At 66.7% G+C, this 6,295-nt stretch carries 6 protein-coding genes and 1 pseudogene; 6 read left to right on the plus strand and 1 reads right to left on the minus strand.

Annotation, left to right across the window (positions count from 1 at the left end):
* Positions 1–133: pseudogene (locus VJ811_RS14375) on the plus strand (IS30 family transposase); the annotation flags it as partial.
* 134 nt (positions 134–267) lie between these two features.
* Here the strand turns inward: VJ811_RS14375 and VJ811_RS14380 are convergent.
* A complete protein-coding gene (locus VJ811_RS14380) occupies positions 268–1,089 on the minus strand; it encodes a flagellin (protein WP_324073514.1) in 822 nt (273 codons plus the stop codon).
* Between the two features lie 249 nt (positions 1,090–1,338).
* On the opposite strand from VJ811_RS14380, the gene fliE reads away from it, so the two are divergent.
* The 5 genes from fliE to VJ811_RS14405 all read left to right on the plus strand — a co-directional run.
* Complete coding sequence (gene fliE, locus VJ811_RS14385; RefSeq protein ID WP_324073517.1) at positions 1,339–1,692, plus strand: flagellar hook-basal body complex protein FliE; 354 nt, start codon at positions 1,339–1,341, stop codon at positions 1,690–1,692.
* Between the two features lie 3 nt (positions 1,693–1,695).
* On the plus strand, positions 1,696–3,351 hold the full coding sequence (fliF, locus tag VJ811_RS14390) for a flagellar basal-body MS-ring/collar protein FliF (protein WP_324073519.1): 1,656 nt from the start codon (positions 1,696–1,698) through the stop codon (positions 3,349–3,351).
* The gene (gene fliG, locus VJ811_RS14395) at positions 3,344–4,375 is read left to right on the plus strand and encodes a flagellar motor switch protein FliG (RefSeq protein ID WP_324073521.1); all 1,032 of its coding nucleotides are present in this window, start codon (positions 3,344–3,346) and stop codon (positions 4,373–4,375) included. The genes fliF and fliG overlap by 8 nt, the downstream gene beginning before the upstream one ends.
* Positions 4,368–4,970 (plus strand): FliH/SctL family protein, encoded by a 603-nt coding sequence (locus VJ811_RS14400; RefSeq protein WP_324073523.1) that lies wholly within the window; start codon positions 4,368–4,370, stop codon positions 4,968–4,970. The genes fliG and VJ811_RS14400 overlap by 8 nt, the downstream gene beginning before the upstream one ends.
* A partial coding sequence (locus VJ811_RS14405; RefSeq protein ID WP_324073526.1) for a FliI/YscN family ATPase occupies positions 4,967–6,295 on the plus strand: 1,329 nt, incomplete at its 3' end. The genes VJ811_RS14400 and VJ811_RS14405, both read left to right, overlap by 4 nt.

Consider the following 6,295-nt stretch of genomic DNA (forward strand, 5'->3'; position numbering starts at 1 on the left):
AACCGATCTCTCCCTGCACAGCCAGGCCAAACTCAGCGCCATCGCTCGCCAGCTCAACGAGCGCCCCAGAAAAACCTTGATGTATCAGACACCCGCTGAAATGTTCGCTCAGCGTGTTGCGGCGACCCGTTGAACCCACCATCGTTAGCTGTCGGACGACGCACCACGCCAATCACAAAAGAAGATGCCCCGGCTGTGGGGGCCGGGGCATCGGATCAGGCTATCTAAGGGACCAACCGAATATAGCCTGAAATTTATTCGCGAAGTTTAGCCGCGGAGCAGGTTCATCACGCCCTGCTGGCTCTGGTTCGCCTGGGCGAGCATCGCGGTCGATGCCTGCGCCAGGATCCCGGCAGCCGCCAGCTTCGTCGATTCCGCCGAGAAGTCGGCATCTTCGATGCGCGAGCGCGATTCGTCCAGATTGGTGACACGCGACGTCAAATTATCGACAGCCGCGCTCAGGCGGTTCTGCTGCGCACCAAGGTTGGCGCGTTCGCCGGCGACCGTGGTGATCGCGGTGTCGAGCGTCGCCAGCGCAGCGGTGGCGCCGGCGGCCGTAGCAACCGACAGCGTACCGACGCCGAGCGTCGTCGCGGTGAGGTCAGCGACCGTGATGTTGACATCTTCACCGGTGTTGATGCCGGTCTGGATGTCGAAGCCGGTGGCAGCGCTGCCGTCGAGCAGCTTGTTGCCGTTGAAAGTGGTCTGCGTCGTGATATCGCCAATCTGCGAGATCAGGGCGCCGACTTCTTTCTGCGCCAGCGCACGGTCAGCGTCGCCGAGGGTGCCGGTCGAGGCCTGCATGGCCAGTTCACGCATACGGATGAGGATGTCCGAGATGCTGGCTGCGCCGCTGTCGGCGGTCTGCGCCAGCGAAATGCCGTCGTTGGCGTTGCGGATCGCCTGCGTGAAACCGCGCGAAGCCGCCTGCATGCGGGTCGCGACGGCGAGGCCGGCGGCGTCGTCCTTGGCACTGTTGATGCGCTTGCCGCTCGAAAGGCGTTCCATCGCCTGCGACTGCATATTGCTGGCAACACGCGAGCTATTCTGGGCGCGAAGCGCGCTCACATTGGTGTTGATGACGGTCATATTGTTCCTTTCCGGCCTCGATGGCCATTCCCATGATGTGAGGGCTCGAGGAGCGGTCACGAAAGCAGTAACGGCGGGCGGCGGCGGCGATTAAGCGCGCGCGTCAAAAAAACGCCAAAAGCTCCCGAAAGACGGAGGCCTTCTAGATTAATACATTGAAAATACGCAATTAAACTTTTTGGCACGAGCTTTGCATTCTTTTTTGGTGCGTGCGGCGCACCGCCGCGCACCAGGACGGATGAAGAAGCAATGAGCACGATTGACCCGAGCCGGCTGCTGCAGATGCGCAGTTCGATCCTCAATCAGAACCAGGCGTTGCAGCGCGCCGCGGGCCGCGGCGGCATCGGCGGGGCCGAAGGCGGCGTCGGCGGTGCGGGGGGAACCCCCGATTTCGGCGCCGCGATCAATAATGCGCTGCAACAGGTCAACGCCCAGCAAACCAAGGCGAGCAACATCAGCGAAGCCTATGAACGCGGCGACACGCACGACATCGTCAGCGTAATGATCGAGCGCCAGAAAGCCTCGCTCGGCTTCGAAACCACCCTGCAAGTCCGCAACAAGCTGCTGTCCGCGTATCGCGACATCATGAACATGCCGGTATAATCCATGGCCGAGACCCAGATCCTTACCCCCGTCGACAACGGCGTCGCGAACCGCCTCCCCGCCCCCGTCCTGGGCGGCCGGCTCGCCCCGCTCACCGGTTTCCTCCGTCAGCCCGCGGTCCAGCGCGCGCTGCCCGCGATCGCGATGACCTCGGCGATCGGCATCGCCGCGCTCGCCTATTTCACGATGCAGGCGGCGCCGCAGGCGCAGCTGTTCGCCGGGCTCGACGACAGCGACAAGGCGGCGGTCGCCGACGCGCTGCAGACGCAGGGTATCGCGCACAGCATCGACAGCTCGACTGGCGCGCTGACCGTCGATGCCGACAAGCTCCACCAGGCGCGCATCGCACTCGCCGGCCAAGGCCTGCCCAAGGCGGCACCGAGCGGCGACAGCCTGATCGCCGCGCTGCCCATGGGGTCGAGCCGCGCGATCGAAGGCGAAGCGCTGCGTTCGGCGCGCGAAGCCGACCTGTCGCGCACGATCGAGACGATCGACGCGGTCAAGAGCGCGCGCGTCCATGTCGCCGCCGCCGAACCCAGCCTGTTCGTCCGCGAAGACAAGCCCGCCACCGCATCGGTGATGCTGACGCTGCAGAACGGCCGCTCGCTTTCCGACGGTCAGGTGCAGGCGATCCGTTTCCTCGTCGCCTCGTCGATTCCCGGCATGAACGCCGATCAGGTGTCGGTGATCGACCAGCGCGGCGCGCTGCTCTCCGACACCGCATCGGGCAGCGACATGAAGGCGTTCCAGCTGCAGTTGCAGGTCGAAGACCGCTTCCGCCGCGCGCTCGACACGTTGCTCGGCCCGATGCTCGGCGCCGGCAATTATACCGTCGAAGTCCATGCCGACGTCGACATGTCCGAAAGCCAGGCGACGCGCGAAAGCTTTCCCGAAAACGACCGCGCGCTCACCAGCGAGCAGATCACGCGCTCGACCAGCGGCACGAGCGCGCCCGCGGTCGGCATCCCCGGCGCGCTGTCGAACCAGCCGCCGCAGGCGACGACAATCACCGCGACGGGTCCGCAGCCGGTCCCGCCCGGTGCGGCCCCCGCGCCCGGCACCGAGAGCAATGAAAATGCCGCGCGCGCCTATGAAGTCGGCCGCGAGATTTCGGTGACGCACTCGCCGCAGGGCAAGCTGCGCCGCGTCTCGGTCGCCGTCGCGCTCAATCAGGGCAAGAAGGCGCTGACACAGGCCGATCTCACCAAGATCGACAATCTGGTGAAGGGCGCGGTCGGCTATGACGCGACGCGCGGCGATCTGGTCGCGATCAACCAGCGCCCGTTCGTGGCTGTAGAAGACACCGCGCCCGCCTTTTACGACCAGGGCTGGTTCCTGCCGCTGGTCAAGCAGGTCGGCGCGATCCTCGCCGCGCTGCTCGCCTTCCTGTTCATCGGCCGCCCGATGATCCGCGCCGCCAAGGAACGCGCCGCGAAGCGCATCGCACAGAATCAGGAACTCGAAGCGTCGCTGCTCGCCGCGACCGATCGCCCGGCGCTTTCCAGCGGTCAGGGCGGCCGCGAAATCACCCTCGAAATGATCGAGCAGGCGCCGAGCTATGAAGCGCGCGCCAACCTCGTCCGCGCCTTTGTCCGTCAGGATTCGGCGCGCGCCGCGCTCGTCGTCCGCCACCTGATGCAGGAGGGCGCCCGTGCCTGAAGTCGCCGGACTCGATAACGCGCCCGCCATGCCCGCGATCGAAGGATCGGCCGCCGCCGCCATCCTGCTGATGCTGCTCGACGAAAGCGAAGCCGCGACGATCCTGAAACAGCTGGGTCCCGAAGAGGTCCGCCAGCTGGCGAAGGCGATGTTCGACACCGCGAACGCCAGCGAGCAGCAGATCGGGCAGGCGCTCGACCGTTTCGTGACGCGCAGCCGCGACGTCAGCGCGCTCGCGATCGGCGCCGACACGCGCATCCGCACCGTCATCAACGAAGCCGTCGGCAACGTCCGCGCCGACAATATCCTCGCCGCCGTCGCGCCGCAGCGGAGTGCCGCGTCGCTCGAAATGCTGCGCTGGATGGACGTCGACGCGATCAGCGGGCTGCTCGCCAGCGAGCATCCGCAGGTCGGCGCGCTGATCCTCTCGGTGCTCGTCCCCGATGTTGCCGCGCGTGCGATCGAAACGCTCGACGAAGTGCTGCAGGCCGATCTGGTGCTGCGCGCCGCGATGCTGACCTCGGTCCCCGCCGCGGCGATCGAAGATCTCGAAGCCGTGCTCGCGAGCGCCAATGTCGATGGCCAGCGCGTCGCCAAACAGGCGATCGGCGGCCCGAGCGATGTCGCCAAGATCATGAAGAAAATGCCGAAGCAGCTTTCGGAGCGCACGCTCCGGTCGCTCAAGAAGCACGACCGCGTGCTCGCCCAGACGATCGAGGAAGAAATGTTCATCTTCGAAAATCTGCGCGACCTCGACAAAAAGAGCCTCAGCAGCGTGCTGCGCTCGGTCGACGCCGCCCAGCTCGCGATCGCGCTCAAGGGTGCCGACGACGAGATGGTCGACATGTGCCTCGCCACCATGTCGCAGCGCGCCGCCGAAACGATCCGCGACGAGATGGCCGAAATGACGATGGTCAAGCGCGCCGACGTCGACGATGCACAGAAGAGCGTGATGCAGATCGTCCGCCAGATGGCGGCGGCCGGCGAAATCATGATCGCGGGCGGCGGCGACGACTATGTCTGATCGCGCAACCGAAACCGGCTTCGCCCCCGTCTCGCTCACCGAGGCGATGGCGCGCGGCAGCGGCTTTCGCCCGATGTCCTTCGCGCCCGCGACCTACACGGCGCAGGCGACCGAACAGGAAAGCATCGACGAACTCGACCTCGAAGACCCCTTCGCGCTCGGCCTCGCCGAAGGCCAGCGCCTTGCCGAAGCGGCCTTTGTTGCCGAGCGTCACCAGTTGCTCGCATTGCTCGCCGGCGCCGAAGCGCTCCAGGACGAGCCGAGCGAGGAACTTGCGCAGCTGATCGCCGAAACCGTCGAACGGCTGGTCCGCCAAATCGTCGCCGCCGCGCCGATCGACGCCGAATGGCTGCAGGCGCAGGCCCAGACGGCGGCCGACATGGTCGCCGACGCCGACAAGGCGCGCACCCTGTGGGTTCATCCCGACGATGCCATGCTGCTCGCCGACGCGCCGCTGACGCTGGCGATCGAGAGCGATCCCGCGATGGTGCGCGGCACCGTCCGCCTCGAAACCTCGACCGGCTGGATCGAGCACGGCCGCGCGGTCTACCTCGACGAACTGCGCACCGCGCTCGGCACCGGAGACGCCGCATGACGCGCCGCCTCGCCATGAGCGCGCAGCAGCTGCTCGACCCCGTCGACCTGACGAACGCCAGCCCGCGCCGCATCGGCACGCTCGTGTCGCACGAGGGCATCATGCTCGAAGTGTCGGGTTTCCCGCAGCCGCTCGGCAGCAATGTCCGCATCCGCTCGGCGAACAACGACTATGTCTATGGCGAAGTCGTCGGCTTTCGCGGTCATCGCAGCCTCGTCCTCCCCTTCGACACCAATATGCCGCTCGTCACCGGCGCGCCGGTCGAACCGCATGGCGCCAGCTCGATGGTCGCCGTCGGCAAGACCTTGCTCGGCCGCATCATGGATGCGCAGGGCAACCCGCTCGACGGCCGCCCCGCGATCCAGTCGCAATTTCAATGGCCGCTCGCCGGCCGCAAGGTCAATCCGCTGCGCCGCGGGCGCGTCACCCGCCCGCTCAACATGGGGGTGCGCGCGATCAACGGCCTGCTCACCGTCGGCGAAGGCCAGCGTGTCGCAATCATCGCGGGCTCGGGCGTCGGCAAGTCGGTGCTGATGGGCCAGATGATCGCGGGCACCGAATGCGACGTCATCGTCGTCGGGCTGATCGGCGAGCGCAGCCGCGAAGTCAGCGACTTCGTCGAAACCAAGCTGCCCCCCGAAGTGCGCAAGAAGTCGGTCGTCGTCGCGGTTCCCGCCGACCATCCCCCCCTCCTCCGTCTGCGCGCCGCGATGCGCGCGACCGCGATCGCCGAGGCGTTCCGCGCCGAGGGCAAGAAGGTGCTGCTGCTCATCGACAGCCTGACGCGCGTCGCGCATGCGCAGCGCGAGATCGGACTGACGCTGGGCGAGCCGCCGACGATGAAGGGCTATCCGCCGTCGGTCTTCGCGCTCATCCCTTCGCTGTGCGAGCGCGCCGGCATCGACCGCGAAACCGGCGGCTCGATCACTGCGCTCTACACCGTGCTCGCCGACGGCGGCGACATCGACGACCCCGTCGTCGACTCTGCAAGAGCCATCGTCGACGGCCATATCATCCTGTCGCGCCAGCTCGCCGAACAGGGCGTCTATCCCGCGATCGACGTCGCGCGTTCGCTGTCGCGCACGATGGTCGATTCGGTCGATCCCGAACATGCCGCGGCCGCCGCGCGCTTCCGCCAGCTCTGGTCGCTCTATGAAGAGAACCGCGACCTGATGCTGATGGGTGCTTACGTCGCCGGCGCCGATCCGGTGCTCGACATCGCCATCGCGCGCCACGCCGACCAGCTCGCCTATGTGTCGCAGCCTGCCAAGGCGCAGGTCGATTTCGAACTTTCCCGCCAAGCCCTGATTGAAGGATATTCCGCA

The organism is Sphingopyxis sp., from assembly GCF_035250425.1.
GTDB lineage: Bacteria > Pseudomonadota > Alphaproteobacteria > Sphingomonadales > Sphingomonadaceae > Sphingopyxis.